14 protein-coding genes are annotated in these 14735 nt (G+C 72.4%); 2 read left to right on the top strand and 12 right to left on the bottom strand.

Translation table 11 applies throughout. The features are described from left to right. Positions 1–24: 24 nt before the first annotated feature. Positions 25–978, bottom strand: a complete 954-nt coding sequence (locus AC07EQ_RS34585) for a helix-turn-helix transcriptional regulator (protein ID WP_478392029.1) — start codon at positions 976–978, stop codon at positions 25–27. 64 nt (positions 979–1042) lie between these two features. On the opposite strand from AC07EQ_RS34585, the gene AC07EQ_RS34580 reads away from it, so the two are divergent. Further along, positions 1043–1927, top strand: a complete 885-nt coding sequence (locus AC07EQ_RS34580; protein WP_478392028.1) for an NmrA family NAD(P)-binding protein — start codon at positions 1043–1045, stop codon at positions 1925–1927. Between the two features lie 47 nt (positions 1928–1974). On the opposite strand, the gene AC07EQ_RS34575 is transcribed toward AC07EQ_RS34580, so the two are convergent. After that, a complete protein-coding gene (locus tag AC07EQ_RS34575; RefSeq protein ID WP_478392027.1) occupies positions 1975–2952 on the bottom strand; it encodes a glutathione S-transferase family protein in 978 nt (325 codons plus the stop codon). Between the two features lie 251 nt (positions 2953–3203). On the opposite strand from AC07EQ_RS34575, the gene AC07EQ_RS34570 reads away from it, so the two are divergent. Then, complete coding sequence (locus AC07EQ_RS34570) at positions 3204–3950, top strand: SDR family NAD(P)-dependent oxidoreductase (RefSeq protein ID WP_478392026.1); 747 nt, start codon at positions 3204–3206, stop codon at positions 3948–3950. 187 nt (positions 3951–4137) lie between these two features. On the opposite strand, the gene AC07EQ_RS34565 is transcribed toward AC07EQ_RS34570, so the two are convergent. From AC07EQ_RS34565 to AC07EQ_RS34520, 10 genes are all read right to left on the bottom strand, one after another. Continuing rightward, the gene (locus AC07EQ_RS34565) at positions 4138–4524 is read right to left on the bottom strand and encodes a DUF4326 domain-containing protein (protein ID WP_478392046.1); all 387 of its coding nucleotides are present in this window, start codon (positions 4522–4524) and stop codon (positions 4138–4140) included. Positions 4525–4687: 163 nt separating this feature from the next. Continuing rightward, entirely contained in the window at positions 4688–5353 is a 666-nt protein-coding gene (gene npdG, locus AC07EQ_RS34560) for an NADPH-dependent F420 reductase (protein WP_478392025.1), read from the bottom strand. 79 nt (positions 5354–5432) lie between these two features. Then, a complete protein-coding gene (locus AC07EQ_RS34555) occupies positions 5433–6896 on the bottom strand; it encodes an RNB domain-containing ribonuclease (RefSeq protein WP_478392024.1) in 1464 nt (487 codons plus the stop codon). Positions 6897–6900: 4 nt separating this feature from the next. Further along, positions 6901–7059, bottom strand: a complete 159-nt coding sequence (locus tag AC07EQ_RS34550; RefSeq protein ID WP_478392023.1) for a hypothetical protein — start codon at positions 7057–7059, stop codon at positions 6901–6903. A 97-nt stretch (positions 7060–7156) separates the two neighbouring features. After that, a complete protein-coding gene (locus AC07EQ_RS34545; protein WP_397526294.1) occupies positions 7157–7615 on the bottom strand; it encodes a hypothetical protein in 459 nt (152 codons plus the stop codon). Positions 7616–7658: 43 nt separating this feature from the next. Further along, positions 7659–8750 (bottom strand): C40 family peptidase, encoded by a 1092-nt coding sequence (locus AC07EQ_RS34540; protein ID WP_478392022.1) that lies wholly within the window; start codon positions 8748–8750, stop codon positions 7659–7661. Between the two features lies 1 nt (position 8751). After that, positions 8752–9330 (bottom strand): hypothetical protein, encoded by a 579-nt coding sequence (locus AC07EQ_RS34535; RefSeq protein ID WP_478392021.1) that lies wholly within the window; start codon positions 9328–9330, stop codon positions 8752–8754. A 103-nt stretch (positions 9331–9433) separates the two neighbouring features. Then, the gene (locus AC07EQ_RS34530) at positions 9434–11365 is read right to left on the bottom strand and encodes a hypothetical protein (protein WP_478392020.1); all 1932 of its coding nucleotides are present in this window, start codon (positions 11363–11365) and stop codon (positions 9434–9436) included. Then, complete coding sequence (locus AC07EQ_RS34525; RefSeq protein WP_478392019.1) at positions 11362–14247, bottom strand: ATP-binding protein; 2886 nt, start codon at positions 14245–14247, stop codon at positions 11362–11364. Before AC07EQ_RS34525 ends, AC07EQ_RS34530 begins: the two co-directional genes overlap by 4 nt. Then, positions 14222–14731: a hypothetical protein gene (locus AC07EQ_RS34520; protein ID WP_478392018.1), complete on the bottom strand. Its 510-nt coding sequence runs from the start codon at positions 14729–14731 to the stop codon at positions 14222–14224. The genes AC07EQ_RS34525 and AC07EQ_RS34520 overlap by 26 nt, the downstream gene beginning before the upstream one ends. Between the last annotated feature and the right edge of the window lie 4 nt (positions 14732–14735).

Raw genomic sequence — 14735 nt, 5'->3', positions numbered from 1 at the left:
GCGGCGCCGGTCGCGCACCCCGGATCAGCCGCCGGCGGCCCGGGCGATGCGATCGGCCAGCTCCCGCGAGTAGCCGATGAGCTCGGGCGGGGACTCGATGGTGTAGGGCACGCCGACCGTGGCGAGGGTGACCGACAACCACTCCCAGGACTCGACGCTGGTGACGTAGCGGCAGCTGGTGTCGTCGATGGCTTCGAGCGACCCGGCTTCGGCGATCAGCCGATCGGAGACCACCGAGACCGGCGCCGCGAAGCGCACCACGCCGCGCCGCCCGCAGGGGAACCGGGCGCTGTCCTGGACGAAGCTCACCGGATCGTCGGCGGGCAGCTCGCGGGGCGCGAAGGTGGTGCCCGGAACGCTGAGCTCGCCGATCCGGTCGATGCGGTAGGTGCGCCAGTCGGCGCGGTCGCGGTCCCAGCCCAGCAGATACCAGCGACGGTCGAACAGCACCTGGCGGTAGGGCTCGACGCGGCGTTCGGTGTGCTTCCCGCTGCGGCTGGTGTAGTCGAAGCGCACGTCCTGGTGCATGTGCGCTGCGGTCGCGAGCAGCTGCACGGTTCGCAGATCCAGTGCCTGGGTCGCGCGGGCGGTCGTCTCGGTCGCCGAGGTGAGCGCCTGTATCCGGGCGCGCAGCCGGGTCGGCACGACGCGTTCGAGCTTGCGCAGGGCACCTTCGGCAGCATCCCCGGCGCCGCCCATCTGGGTGAGCGCGGCGATCCGCAGGCCGACGACGGTGGCGACCGCCTCGTCGTCGGTGAGCAGCAGCGGCGGCATGGCCCGACCGGCGACGAGCTGGTAGTTGCCGCCCGGTCCGCGCGTCGAGGAGACCGGGTAACCGAGCTCGCGCAGGCGGTCGAGGTCGCGCCGCAGGGTGCGCGGTGATGCGCCCAGCCTCGCGGCCAGCTCAGAGCCGGGCCAGCTCCGGCCGCTTTGCAGCAGCGAGAGCAACTCCAACAACCGTGTGCTCGGATCCGTCATCGCACTCGAACCTAACCGGAATTGTGGCCAGGATTCGACCACAACCGACCGTAGCGTCCCGGGTATGGCACATGAACCCGAGAAGATCGTCGTCACCACACCGACCGGACACGTGGGATCCCGAGTCGTGCGACTGCTCCTGCAGACGGGCGTGCGCCCGACGTTGCTGATGCGCGAACCCGCCAAGCTCGACGCGGCGACGCGTGACCGGGTCGACGTCGTGCAGGGCGACCAGGGGGATGCCGATTTCGTCCTCCGCGCGACGGAGGGCGCTGACCGCCTCTTCTGGGTGGACCCGCCCACGCAGGACGACGACCCGGCCGCCGGCTACGCCCGCATGGGCGCCAACGCGGCGCGCGCGGTGCGGGAGAACGGCATCGCCCGCACCGTGTTCCTCAGCAGCGTCGGCGCGGAGAAGCGCCACGGAGCCGGCGAGATCGATGGCCTGGCCCGGACCGAGGAACAGCTGGATGCCACCGGCGCCGACGTGCTGCACCTGCGCTGCGGGTACTTCTTCACCAACCTGCTCATGGATCTCGATGGCCTGCGCGAGGGCGTGCTCCGCACCCCGTGGCCCCTGGACTTCTCGATGTCCTGGGTCGATCCCCGCGACATCGGCGAAGTCGTGGCCGGGCGACTCCTCTCGGCCGGTTGGTCGGGGCGCCACGTGCAGGCCGTGCACGGCCCCGAAGACCTGACGTTCCCGCAGGTGGCCGAAATCCTGAGCGGCGCGGTGGGGCGCGAGGTGCACGCCGAGCGGATCACCGATGACGAGTTCCGCGCTTCGCTGCGATCGGCCGGTTTGAGCAGCGGACAGGTCGAGGGCATCGTCGGCATGTCGACCGGGCTGCGCGAGAACTTCGTCCCCGAGGACAAGCGCAGCATCCTCACCACGACACCGACCGCTCTCGCCGCCTGGGCCCACGCGCACCTCCGGCCCTTGCTCTGATCCGCGCGTGCGGGGGCTGTGCGCACAGCCCCCGCACGCCTACGGCTCTAGGCGGGCGGAGTGCCTGTGCCGAAGGGCTTGCCGCCCAAGGCTTCCCGGCCGTGCGGCGTGTCCCAGCCGGACAGGTCCGGGCCCGCCGGGACGATGCCGGTCGGGTTGATCTGGTGGTGCGTCGCGTAGTAATGGCGCTTGATGTGGTCGAAATCGACCGTGTCGCCGAAGCCCGGCGTCTGGAACAGATCCCGGGCGTACGCCCACAGGACCGGCATCTCGGCGAGCTTCTGGCGGTTGCACTTGAAATGCCCGTGGTAGACGGCGTCGAAGCGCACCAGCGTGGTGAACAGCCGGACGTCGGCCTCGGTGATCGCGTCGCCGACCAGGTAGCGGCGATCCGCCAGGCGCTCGGAAAGCCGATCCAGGCGCGCGAAAAGCCGCTCGAAGGCCTGCTCGTAAGCCTGCTGCGAGGTGGCGAAGCCGCAGCGGTAGACGCCGTTGTTCACGTCGGCGTAGACCCCCGCGTTGACCTCGTCGATCTCCGCGCGCAGGTGCTCCGGGTACAGCTGCGGCGCGCCTTCTCGGTGGTGCGCGGCCCATTCCGTGGACAGGTCGAGCGTCAGCTGCGGGTAGTCGTTGGTGACGACCTCGCGCTCCGCGACGTCCAGGACCGCGGGAACCGTGTAGCGGCCGGCGAACTCGGGATCGGCGTTCAGGTACGCCTCGGAGAGGAAGGCGATCCCGGTCGCCGGGTCCTTCTTCCCCGGATCGAGGGTGAAGCGCCAGCCGCGCTCGTCGCGGATCGGGTCGACGATCCCCAGCGACAGCACGTCCTCCAGCCCGAGCAGGCGGCGCACGATCACCGACCGGTGCGCCCACGGGCACGCCAGGCTCACCACCAGCCGGTACCGGCCCGGCTCCACCGGCCACCGGGACGAGCCGTCCGCGGTGATCCGCTCGGTGAACCGGTTCGCCTGCCGCACCCACTCGCCCCGAGTCGAGGTTTCCGCCGCGAACTGCGCTTCGGCCATGCACCCACCCTAGGCCCGGCGGCAACCCCGCACGGGGAGTGCGGTGTTCCGATTTTGCCTAAAATTGGGCGCTTGCGAACCGCACGCCGGGCTCCACCAGGGCGTTCTGGGTTCCGGTTTTGCCTAAAATTGGAGCGCCTACGCCTCTGCTGGGCGGGCAAGCGAAACCGTTCCGCCGGCGCGGTCCCACCACGAGCGCCCGGTTCCGCGCGGCTTCCTCGGCGTGGTCAGACCGAATTAGGGTTCCGGGCATGGATCTCGATCTCTCCGGCCGCTGCTTCCTCGTCACCGGCGCCAGCAAGGGGCTCGGCTTCGCCACCGCCCGCGCGCTCGTCGCCGAGGGCGCCGACGTCGTCGTGTCGTCCTCGTCCGAGGACAACACCGCTGCCGCAGTCGACGCGCTCGGCGACCACGCTCGCGGGCTCGCCGCCGACCTCACCGACCCCGCCGCTCCGCGCCGCCTGATCGACTACGCCCGGGAGCAGTTCGGACGTCTGGACGGCCTGTTCGTCAGCCACGGCGGCCCGCCCGCCGGGCTGCCCAGCGGGCTCGACGACGACACGCTGCGCCGCGGCCTGGAGATCGCCACCATCGCCCCGATCCGGATGGCCCGCGAGGTCGCCGCCGAACTCGGCGACGGCGGTTCGGTCGTGGTCCTGACCTCGACCTCCGGCGCGGAGCCGCTGACCGGGCTGGCCAGCTCGAACGTCGCCCGGCCCGCGACGCAGGGCTTCGTGAAGGACCTCGCCAACGAGGTAGGGCCGCGCGGGGTCCGGGTCAACGCGCTGCTGCCCGGCCGCTTCGAGACCGAACGAGCCCGCGAGCTGGCCGCGCAGAACCCGAAGGCCCAGGAGCAGGCCGAGCAGGCGGCGGCGCTGCGCCGGTCCGGCGACCCTGCGGAACTGGCCGCGGTCGCCGCATTCCTGTTGTCCCCCAAGGCTTCCTACGTCACCGGCGCGGCCTGGACGGTGGACGGCGGGCGGCGCGCCGAGATGTGATCGGGCTCGTCGGCTCCTGCTGCGGGCGCGCTCCACGCGGGTCCGCAGCAGGAGCTTCACGCCAGCCGAAGCTAAGCCTTGACGCAAGCATCAAGGTCAAGCCCAGATCCGGCGGGGCCGTGCGCCTCGCGGCGATTTCGCGCGAAATCGCCGCCCAACCGAGGCGGCTATGCGCGGGACCGCGCGGTCAGCCCGCGCGCTTGGCGAGCACGTCGGCGTGGCACGGCTTGGGCGCGCACCAGCAGCCCAGCGCGCGGCCGTTCAGCACGTGCTCGCGGAGCTCCGCGAGCAGGTTGGGCTGCTCGTCCAGCCACTGCTCGTAGTGCCGGACCATCGCCTCGCGATCGATCTTCGCCTCCTTGAGGAACGGGCTGGCGAACTCCGACTCCGGCCAGTGGTGCCGCGGCCCGGCGTGCCCCACGTAGGTCAGCAGGCCCTGCTCCTCCAGCCACGGCACCAGATGCTTGTGCGGGCCGTCCTTGCGCACGTTGACCACGATGGTGTGCCCGTCGAGCAGGGCATCCGCCCGCTCCCGCTCGTCGTCGTTCCAACTGCTCGCCTCGTCCGGCAGCACCACGAACCACCTCCGCCGCTCAGGGTGCCGCGCCCGGCGGCGGGGGACAATTCCGCGCCGCACGACGCCGATCACCCGGAGCCCGCGCAACTCCCCGAGGAATCGCGCCGGCTCCGGGTGATCGAGGCCGATGGTGGTGACGCGCGGTGGGCGCGTCGCCCGATCAGACGTCGGTGATGCGGAGGCCCGCGTGCGCCTTGTAGCGGCGGTTGATCGCGATCAGGTTCGCCGTGAGCGCCTCCACCTGGTGGGCGTTGCGCAGGCGCCCGCCGTAGATGCCGCGCACGCCCGGGATCACGTCGGCCAGCTCGCGGACCACGTCGGTGGCCTCCCGGTCGTCGCCGAGCACCAGGACGTCCAGGTCCACGTGGGTGACCGCGAGATCGGCCAGGGTCACCGCGGAGACGTGGTGGAACGCCGCCGTCACCCGCGACTCCGGCAGCAGCTGCTCGGCCTGCTGCGCCGCGCTGCCCTCCGGCACCGGCAGCGCGTACGGCCCCTTCTTGTCAAAGCCGAGCGGGTTGACGCAGTCGATCACGATCTTGCCGGCGAGCTCCGCCTGCAACGACTTCAGGAGGTCCGCGTGGCCTTCCCAGGGCACCGCGGCCAGCACGATGTCCGATGCCGCCGCACAACCCGCGTTGTCCTGGCCGGAGACGTCACCGCCGGCGATCTCGACGATCTCGGCCGCCGCCTGCTGGGCGCGCTCGGCGTTGCGCGAGCCGATCACGACCTTCAGGCCCGCCTTCGCCCACCGGATCGCCAGCCCCCGGCCCTGCGCACCGGTGCCACCCAGCACTCCGACCGTCATCTCCCGCACCTCAGCCACCCTCGGCCCCTTTCGTCGCCATCGACCGTACGCAATCCACGATCGACCTGAGGAGAGCAGTTCGCCACGGGGGTGTGGGTCAGGCCACTTCGAACGCGACGTCGCGGCGCACGGGATCGGCCTCCACCAGCCGCACCTGGACCTGCTGGCCCTCGCCGAGGCCGGTGCCGCTGCACCGCGCGATGACCGGCGGATCGGCCACGAACACCTCGCCGGCCGTGCCGTTGGGCACCCGCAGCACCGTCGCGGCGAACTCCTCGCCGACCCGCGACGCCAGCGACCAGGCCTGCGCCTGCGCGATGCAGGCCCGCTCCACCTGCCCGGCCACCCGGTCGGAACTGCCCATCGCCGAAGGCAGCCCGGCCAATGCCTCGTGCACCCACTCAGGTACTTCCCGGTCCGATGCCACCGCCAGGCAGACCTCGGCGCTGTAGCGATCGACCAGTCGCCGCAGCGGGGCCGTGACGTGCGCGTACGAGGCTCCGATGCCCGCGTGGTTGGCCTTCGCCGGCGCCCCGTCGCCGAAGGCGGTGTAGCCGGCGCCGCGAAGCAGGCGGGTCGCCGCCACGTGCACGGCCAGCGCCTCCGGGCGGATCGGGTCGAGCCCGGCGAGCGCGGCCGCGGGCGGCGTGTCCACCGGCCAGTGCACGCCGAGCCGGGTCGCCGACCGGCGCAGCCCGGCCACCGTTTCCGGCTCCGGATCGGGCACCGTGCGCAGCACGCCGATCCCGGCCGACAGCATCATCTCCGCCGCGCACATGCCGGTGAGCAGCGAGATCTCGGCGTTCCAGGCCTCGACCACCAGCCGCGGCCGCAACACCAGCCGCCACCCACCGCCCCCGTCGGATTCCACCTGCTGCTCGGGCAGGCCGAGTTCGATCGCGCCGCGCAGCACCGCCTGCTCCCGGCGCAGCCGCCCGACCTCCGGCAGCAGCTCGATGGACGGATGCGGGACGCCGAGCCGCAGCGAGCGCTGCACCCCGTCGTAGTCCAGCTGCGCGACCGACCGCACCAGCGCCCGCCGGACGTCCACGCCCACCGGCAGACCGTCGGAATCCAGGTCGATCGTCCACAACACCGCCGCTCGCACCTGGTCCGGCAGCAGGCTCGCGGCGTCTTCGGACAGCCGCGTCGGGTGCAGCGGAATGTTGCCGTCCGGCAGGTAGAGCGTCTGCCCGCGCCGCCGGGCCTCCACGTCCAGCGCTCCGCCGGGCACCACGAACGCGGCCACGTCGGCGATCGCGTAGTGGATCCGGTAGCCGCCGTGCCGCCGCCGGACCAGCACCGCTTGGTCGAGGTCCTTCGCGCCAGGCGGATCGACCGTCACCAGCGGGAGGTCGGTGGCGTCCACCCGCGCGCCGGTCGGCACCTGCTGCGCGACGGTCTGCTCCACCTCGGCCAGCGCGGCGGTCGGGTAGTCGAGGGGCAACCCCAGTTCGGCGCGGATCGCCGAGAAGTCCAAGCCCAGCTCCGGCCTGCTTCGGCCGGTCGGTAAGGCGGCGGCAACTCCGGTGCCACCCGGTGAGGTCCCCGCCGCCGCCACGAGCTCAGTCCTCGCTGTTCCAGCGCTGGTCGGCCTCGTCGGCCGCCTTGGTCCGCTCTTCGGCTATCTCGAGCGCGCGAGCCGCGGTCTCCCGGTCCGGGTACGGCCCCAGGCGCTCCGCAGCCCGGCAACCCGCCTTCGGCTCGACCTGCCGATGCGTCAAACAGAAGTACCAACTTCCGCGCCCCATGCATCGAGCCTCGCACGACGGCGCGCACCTGTCACGCGCCAGGCGGCGACACGACCGGTATGTCCCAACCTCACCAGGCCGGCGGTGGCGGCGCCGCCGGGGTCGGCTGCGAGCCGCCGGGAGTCTGCCGCGGGATCGGGTCCAGGCAGGACACCAGCACCTGGTGCGTCTCCGGGTTGTCGATGCGGCGCCCGTCCCGCATCCGGTACTCCAGCTCGCCGTTGTCGTCGACCTCGACGGTGCACCCGACCTCGGCGAGCTGGTCGTCGTCGAGGTCCACCAGCCGCTCGTAGCGGGACGGGACCACCCGGTACACCGGCCACTGCAGGTGCCCGAACGCCTGGTGGAACTCCGCCAGCAGGTTGCTCATCTGGTGCTGCCACGGCAGCGGCATCGCCTCGGCGAGCGATCGCGGCAGCACCGCGTACCCGGCGTCCACGCCGGGCAGGGGCCGGGCCAGGTAGTCCCCGAGCGGAGTGCTCGACGCGGGCGGACCGGACGGCCGCGGAATCGGGTCTGGTGTGAACATGGTCAACCCTTTCCGAAGGTCAGCAGGCCGTCGCCATTCTTACCTACCGCGCACCCCCGGCGGCAGGAGCTTGCACGCCCGTCGACGGCGTGTCGGCAGGCGGTGCAGGCACGTCGGCAGGCGGAACCGGCGCGGTCGACGGCGCGGTCTCGGCCGCCGGTGGTGGATCGGTGGCCGGGCGCACCACCGTGGGCAGCAGCTGACCGCCGTCCCACAGCTTCGTCACCTCGACCGATTCGCCGGGCTGCGGCGCGTGCAGGACCTCGTTGTCGCCCAGGTACAGCGCCACGTGGTGGATGCCCTTCGGGTCCCGGCCGTAGCCCCAGAACACCAGGTCACCGGGCTGCGCCTGGGACAGCGGGACGTGCACGCCGCCCTGGAAGTACTGCGTCTGCGAGTACTTCGGGATCTCCACCCCGGCCGCCTTCCACGCCTGCTGCGTCAGGCCCGAGCAGTCGAAGGAGTTCGGCCCCGCCGCGCCCCACACGTACGGCTTGCCGAGCTGGGTCTGGGCGTACTTGATGGCCTGATCGGCGAGCACGCCCGCGCTGGGCAGGTTCTCGCAGGCGCTGATGCCCTCGACGTCGCCCTCCACGCTCACCAGGTGCGCCGCCATCGGCTCCCACTTGTGGTAGCGCAGCGGGAACGCCGAGCGCTCCACCCGCTGGGCGGCCTCGCCGGGCCGCATCTCCTCCCAGCCGGGCACCGCGAGCAGCACGTCGTAGAACTTGTTGATCTGGTAGTCCACGTCGGTGACCTGCTGCACCGTGCCCCAGCCCATGGACGGCCGCATCTGGAAGATGCCCAGCGAGTCCCGGTCGCCGTGGAACAGGTTCGCCAGGTTCGACTCGGTCTTGCCCGCCTGGATGGCGATCTGCCAGGCCCGCGGCGGCAGGCCGCGCTGCTTGCCGATCTCGATGATGCGCTGGGCGATGCCGACCGACTCGTCGGTGAGCGTCGAGGCGTCCCGCTCCCCGCGTCCCTCGCCGTCGCCCCACGGCCCCAGGTCGGCGCTGCAACTCGACCAGCCGGCGCCGCGACCGCCGCTGCCGACCAGCAGCGCGGTCACCGCGCCGATGCCGATCAGACCTGCGAAACCCGCGAGCACGACGACCGCAACCACGAGCTTCCGCATGTCAGCCTTCCTTGTCGTACTGGGCGACTCGCCAACCGGCCGGGGTCTTGTTCACGGTCACCGCCAGCGCACCGATGTCGGTCGGCAGCCGCACCACCATCGAGCCCGAAGTGGAGCTGACCGCGCTGGCCGCGCCGGTGATCACGTTGCCCGCGTTGCTCGGGTCCACCGACGACATCTCGGTGAGGAACTCGTCGGTGGTGTACGGGCGGAGCTTGGTCAACCACTGCTGGCGGTCGGCGCCGACGGGGTGGTCCACCCACGCCTTGCCCCACTGCTCGACGACGGCCAGCCCGGCCGGGTCCGGGGCGACGGGCGCCGGGGCGGCCTGCGGCACCGAGATCGTCGGCGGCGCCTTCGTCCGGGTCGGCGGCGGAACGACCGCCGAGTGCTCGACGGCCCTGGTGCGGGAGGCGGCCATGTTCGAGCTCGGCGCCGGCTCGGGCAACAGGTACCCGACGACCGTGGCCACCGCGGCGAGCGCGACCACCGCGCCCACCAGGTGCTTCGGGGAGCGCAGCGGCCAGCCCCACAACCTGCGGTACACCGCGGCCCGCCCGCGGTGCGTGCGGATCGGCATCAGCTCCCCCTCTTGCGCCAGGTGCCACCTTCGAAGCGGCGAAGCCGCTTGGCCCGCCTACGCAACTCGCACCGCCACGCACGATGAGCCCGTCGACAATTCCTCAGCCATCTGCGACCTCCAGGCCTCGGGACGGCCGGTAGACCACGTAGACCGGACGTCCGGCCACGACCTCCATCTCCGCTCGGCGCGGTCCCGGCGGCTCCGCCGCTGGGCCGGGCACCGGGGAGCCCGCCGTGCGCGACGGGATCAGCACCGGATCTTCGTCGATCCCATCCCATTTGGCATCCGCCACCGGGTTGGTATCGACGACTCGGCTCGTGCTCCGCGCCTCCGGCAGCGCCGCCGCACCACCCGGTCGGCGCACCGCGCCTCCGATGGGCAGAGCGGCGCTCGCGCCCGACGCGACCGCCGCCGGCGCGTCGCGGTCCAACCGCTGCGCGGTCGCGACCGACATGTGCTGCGCCTCCGGCCGGCTCCGCCAGCGGCCGCGCTGCGGTGTCCCGGACTCCTCGTCGGGATCCATGTCGCGGACCTGGTCCCAGAAGTTGCCGCCCTCTTCGTCCCGCTGGGGGCGCCCGCGGAATCGCGAGAAAAAGCCCTGCGGGGCGCGCGGCACGGCGCGGCTGACGGTGCCCACCGACAGCTGGACCATCTGGCCGATCCGCCGCACGGGCTTGGCGACCAGCAGGAACACGATCGTCACCAGCGCGGCCAGCAGGATCTGGGTGAGCGCGGAGAAACCGCGCAGCGGGTCGAAGATCCAGGTCAGGATGAGGGTGTGCAGGCCGGCCAGCGCCGAAATCATGACCACGTTGAGCACCGCCGCGCCGGCCACCCGGCCGATCGTGCGCAGCACTTGGTGGTAGATCAGCGCCACCAGGCCGATCAGCGGCCCCGCCAGGATCAGCACCCGCAGCAGCACTTGGGCGAGCAGGATCGTCGCCTTGGCCAGCAGCTGGAACGCCGCGTAGGAGAAGCCCTGCACCAGCGCCAGCACGCCGGCGCCGACGCGGCTGCCGTCGACGCCCTGGAAGTAGCCGTAGGAGCTGCCCATCTTCCCGGCGACGTCCTCGAACGCCTGCTTCTTCGGTTCCGGCGAACCGGCGTCGGCCCCGGCGTTGACCTCCTGCTTGGTCCACGACTGGGCGCGCAGCAGTTCCCGGCCGAGTTGCTGGGCCTGCGGCGAGTCGGGAGAGCCGAACTCCCCGCGCAACCAGTTGCGGTAGATGACCTGGTCGTGCAGCAGCGTGGGCAGGGCGTTGCTCTCGTCGACGCCGACCTCCCGCAGGAACCCGGCCTGCACCGCCGACGTCCCGGTGATCACCACGTCGTCCAGCGCGTGCGTGTAGACCAGCGGCGTCAGGTAGGTCGCGGAGGCGAACCACAGCCCGGCCAGTGCCCACATGCCGCGCTTGCCGATGGAGGCCAGGTCGCCCGACCAGATGTAGCGGAACAGCACTATCGCCAGCACCAGCGCGACCAGCCCGAACCAGGGGGTGAACACGCTGTCGTAGAGCGCGACGGTGCCGGTGGCGATGACGTCGTCCAGCGGGTCCAGCAGGTCGCCGTTGAGCAGCGCGTAGTGCAGGCCGTTGGTCGCGCCGACGAGGTTCTTGGCGATGTTGAACATCTCGTTGCCGAGCCACGTGTCGACCAGCGCGTTCGGGTTGGTCACGCCTTGCGGGCCGCAGCCGAGGTCGTAGGTGTGCCAGACCAGCCCCGCGTAGCCGACCTCGTCGTAGGCGCTGCCCGGGTTCCCGACGCCCATCGGCGCGGGGTCCAGCGCGCCGACCATGCCCGAGCCGGGGCGCTCCGGGTTCGGCGCTTCCTTGCAGTCCAGGCCTTGGCCCCAGGCCGGGGCCCCGATCAGCGCCTGGATGGCGATCAGCCCGGCGACGAGCGCGAACGCGCGGCGCTTCGGAGCTCCCGCGGCGAGCCGCTCACGCCGCTTCCGGTGGCGGCGGAACAGCACCGCGACCACCAGCGCGAACAGCGCGGTCGCGAGCGCAGCGCCGCTGATCTGGCCGTTCACCGCGCGTCTTCCCCACCCCGCTCGCCCGGCCGGCCGGTCGAGCGCTCGCTGCCGTCGTCGGCGTAGCCGATGCCGACCGTTTCGAGCTCGAACTCGTCGAACGATTCGTAGTCGTCCGGGTATTCGTCGCCCGACCCCAGCGCGGGGGCGCCGGAGTCGGAGTTCGCCCCGTCGGCGGCGGGCGCCAGGGACCGGTGCTCGGCGTAGTCCTCGGCGGCCGGCGTGGTGTCCAGCGCGTCGCGCAGGTGCTCCAGGTGGGGTCCGGAGAAGTCGATGCGGATCTTCTCCACGCCGCCGGCGCCGTCGCCGAAGATGAACTGGCGCGGTGAGCGGTCGCGCTCGGTGGCGTTGCGGGCCGGGCCCGGCCGGCGGCCGAGCGCCGCCACCACCTGCTCGTACCCGGCGCCGACCGGCACCTTGAGCAGCCGCAGTGCGTCGGCCTGCGCCTGCTCGTCGTCCAGCCGGCCGATGAAGACCGAGTCCAGCAGGGACACGAAGCCCTGGATGCGCAGGAAGTCGGCCGGGATCTGGCTCGACAGCAGGACCCGGACGTTCCACTTCCGGGAGTCGCGGGCGAACCGGTTCATCAGCACGCGGCCGGTCGGCACCTCGGAGAGGAAGAACGCCTCGTCGATCCACACGCCCTTGCGCTCGTTCTTGGGCCGCTCGTAGATCGACCGCTGCGTCAGCCAGGCGGCCAGGTTGAGCATCTCGACGCCGAGCGCCTCCGCGTCGGTCCAGTGCTCCCGGCCGACGCCGTCCTTCGGCAGCGTCAGGCCGGCCATGGTCAGCACCGTGAGCCGGTCCTCGCGCCGCTCCGAGTACGGGTCGGCGTTGACCTCGGGGATCAGCAGCGACATCCGTTCCCGGATCTCGTCGAGGAAGTCGGCCACCACCACCGCGTGCTCGTGGTGCTCGCTCGCGTCGCGGCGCAGCGCCTCGAAGACCATGCCCGGGTGGGCGTCCGGCCGCCCGCCGACGGCGCGGACCGCGCGCAGCAGCACGATCCGGGTCTGCGGCAGCCTCGCCACCTCGTACGGCAGCAGGCCGGTCAGCACGTCGAGCACCAGGCGGCGCCGGGTGGCCGCGGCCAGCGCGCGTTCGCGGCGCCAGCTGCGCTCCGGGTCCTCCTCGTCGACGAAGTGCTCCAGGTCCGGTTCGGCCACCACCCGGTACGGGTTGAGGATGCCGGGCTGGGCGTTGAGCAGGTTGATCGGCCGGGCGTAGGGCCGCAGCTCGGGCAGCGTGCACAGCTCGGCGAGCGGGCCGGACGGGTCCAGCAGCGTCCAGTGCGCACCGGAGCGCAGCGTCTTGTAGACGATTCCGCCGCCCAGGAAGGACTTCCCGCCACCGAGCCCGGCGACCATCGCGGTCAGGCCGGAGGCGTCGCGGATCTCCTGCGCCATCCACGGGTCCCAGGCCACCGGGCGCCGGGTCGCGGTGCAGGTCTCGCCGAGCAGCGCGCCGCGCCGGTCGCCGACCTCCGCCGTCGCCTGCGGCACCGCGGACGCCGCCCACACCACCGAGCCGCGGCGCAGGTAGGCGCTGTTGGCCAGCGGCTCGCCCGGGATGAACTCGCGGGCCATCGCGTACTGCGCTTCGGGGTGCTCTATGGCGATCTTGGGCTTGTAGAGGTCGAGGATCTGCTGCGCCAGCCGCAGCGCGTCCCGCTCGGTGGGGCCGGACACCCCCAGCCGCCACCAGGACTTGACGCGGGTGGCCAGCGCGGTGAAGCCGGAGGTCATCTCGTCGTCGACCTCGAGCACCCGGCCCGCCTGCCGGGCCAGCGAGGTCGGCGGCTCCAGGCCGTGCTCCTCGGTGTAGTGCCGGACCTGGGAGCGCACCTTGTTCATCTGCCGCTGCAGCTCGCCGCCGACGTCCTCGGGGCGGCGCACGTAGATCCGCGCGGACCACTCGACCGGCGCGGGCAGCCGGTCGGAGTGCTGCACCCACGGGTCGTCGATCTCCGGGATCTGCAGGCCGTGCGTCTGCCCGACGGTGAGCACCGCGAGGTGGCGGGTGACGCCCGCGTTCGAGCCGGTGCGGCCGCGCACGGTCACCGTCGGCGCGTACGGGTCCTGGTGCATGTCGGAGGCGTCGGTGAAGGACGCGAGGTCTTCGGGTTCCCACGGCGCGCCGGGCACCGCGGGCAGGTTGCGGGGCGCGGGCAGTCCCAGCGAGCACGAGCGGTGCATCAGCCAGGAGATCTCCTCGGCGGTCACCGGGCGCCCGTCCAGCCCGGCCGAGCCGATCACCTGGTCCAGGTGCTCGACCTCGCTGTCCAGCGCGACGAGTTCGGCGTCCACCGCCTCCGGGAACACCCGGCGCAGCAGCGGCGCGGCGCGCTCCACGGCGCGGTCCACCACGTTGCGGGTCTGCACCTGGACGCCCAGGTAGACCTCTTTCTCCGCCATCGAGCGGCCCATCAGCTGCTGCTGCTCGCCGACCATGTAGTCGTCGAAGGACAGCGCGCCGGGCGTGTCCGGCAGCGGGTAGCGCGAGTTGTGCACGTGCGCCTCGGCCCACATCCGGATCGGGTACGGCCGGTTGGTCACGCGCAGGTGCATCCAGCGGCCCTGCAGCTCGGCGTACTGGCCGGCGATCGCCGCGATCAGGTCCTGGCGCTGCGAGTCGGAGCGGAAGGACCAGCGCTGCGGGGAGAGCCGGTACCAGGCGAACACGTCCTGACCGGTGCGCAGCAGGTGGCCGTCGATGGACCGCGCGGCGATCGACGGCGTGTAGTTCGGGATCGACTGCTCGTCGCCGGGCCCGCGGCCGCGTTTACCCGGTTTGCCCTTCGCGCTGCGGACCTTGCCGTTCGAGCCGCGGGGACCCGGAACCTGGTGCGTGTTGCGCTCACGGCCTGGCCGGCGACCGAACACCGCGAACCTCCTTGCTACGCGTGCGCCTGCTGGGAACCGTGCTGCGGGCGGCCGGCTGCTGCCTGGGCCGGGCGGGCCGCTGCTGCGGCGGCACCGGGCGTCCCCGCTTGGACTTCTTGGGCCGAGGCCGCTGCCTCCGCACCTTGACCCGGGCGGCGCTGGCGGCTCCGCCCGTGCCGGACGTCTTCTCGCGGGGCGCGGTGAGTTCGCGCAGCCACATCACCAGCACCGCGCCCAGCGGTCGTTCGTGTCCGATCCGGGAGCAGATGATCCGGGTCATGACGATCGTGATGATCACGGCCCACGCGGTGGAGAAGAAGTCGAAGCCGATGTTCATCCGGCGTTCCACGGCGAGCACGAGCAGGAACACCACGAGGCCCACGCCCCAGGCGACGTAGCGGGCGCGCCACGGGAAGGTCGCCTTGGGCGGGCCGAGCCAGACCGCGTCGACCCGGTAGATCTCGTCGTCGGTCCGTATTCGCACGCCG

Source organism: Saccharopolyspora sp. NPDC045839, assembly GCF_056431645.1.
The sequence above is the reverse complement of the archived record's forward strand: the minus strand, read 5'-3'. Positions and strand labels throughout refer to the sequence as shown.